Here is an 814-nt window from a genome sequence, read left to right on the forward strand (position 1 = left end):
ACACCCACCACCGACCTGACCACCACCCGGGACGCGGCCCCTGCCCAGGACGCGGCCCCTCCCCAGGATCCGGCTTTCGCACAGCACGCGGCTCCCGTCCGGGACGCAACGTCCCACCAGAACGCGACCCCGCCCTCGGCGTCGGCCCCGGAGCAGGGTCCGGTCTGGGGGGATCCGAACACAGACCAGGCGCGGCTGTTCAATGCGTCCCTGGAGATCCTGATCTCGCTCGGCGATCCGCGCTGGCGTGAGCCGTTCATGGCCGCCCTCGTAGCGGGCCGGGCCGGCTCCGACCTCCTGAACCTGCTCATCGACACCGGCGTCCCCTCCGACCCCGCCCTGCTCGGCGCGGTGCGGCGGCGGCTGACGGCGTTGCCGTCCGAGCAGCCCGGGGAAGGCGGCGACTACGACGCGCTCCTCACCAGAACCCGGTGGCACAACGAGCTGAACGCCCTGACCAGGCTGCTGCACCGCTGGGGCCCGGCCGCGGCCGCCGCGGTGCCCGAGCTCACGCCGCTCATCGCGGACGACCGCTGGTGGGCCGTACGCGCGCTCGCCGCGATCGGCCCCGCGGCCGGGGCGGCGGTACCCGCCCTGACCCGAGTCCGCGACGACCCGAAGGTGTCCTGGAGGCAGCGCCTCGAGTGCGCGCAGGCCCTCGCCGCGATCACCGGCGACCCCGGCCGGCTGGCCGCCTGCGTCGCCGAGGCCGCCGCCGGCGGTGAGCCCGTGCCGGCCGCGCAGGCGGCGCTGCGTCACGGGCTGCCCCTGGACGGCCTGCTCCCCGCGTTACGAGACCTCGCCACCGGCCCGG

Annotated in this window: 1 protein-coding gene; it reads left to right on the forward strand. The window is 76.4% G+C overall.

Going from position 1 to position 814, the window contains the following annotated elements; translation table 11 throughout:
- Positions 1–258 precede the first annotated feature (258 nt).
- On the forward strand, positions 259–814 hold a 556-nt coding region (locus ACTWPW_RS64410), incomplete at its 3' end, for a hypothetical protein (protein WP_443175072.1).

Origin of the sequence: Nonomuraea sp. KM90 (assembly GCF_052246675.1) — a bacterium.
Lineage (GTDB): Bacteria > Actinomycetota > Actinomycetes > Streptosporangiales > Streptosporangiaceae > Nonomuraea.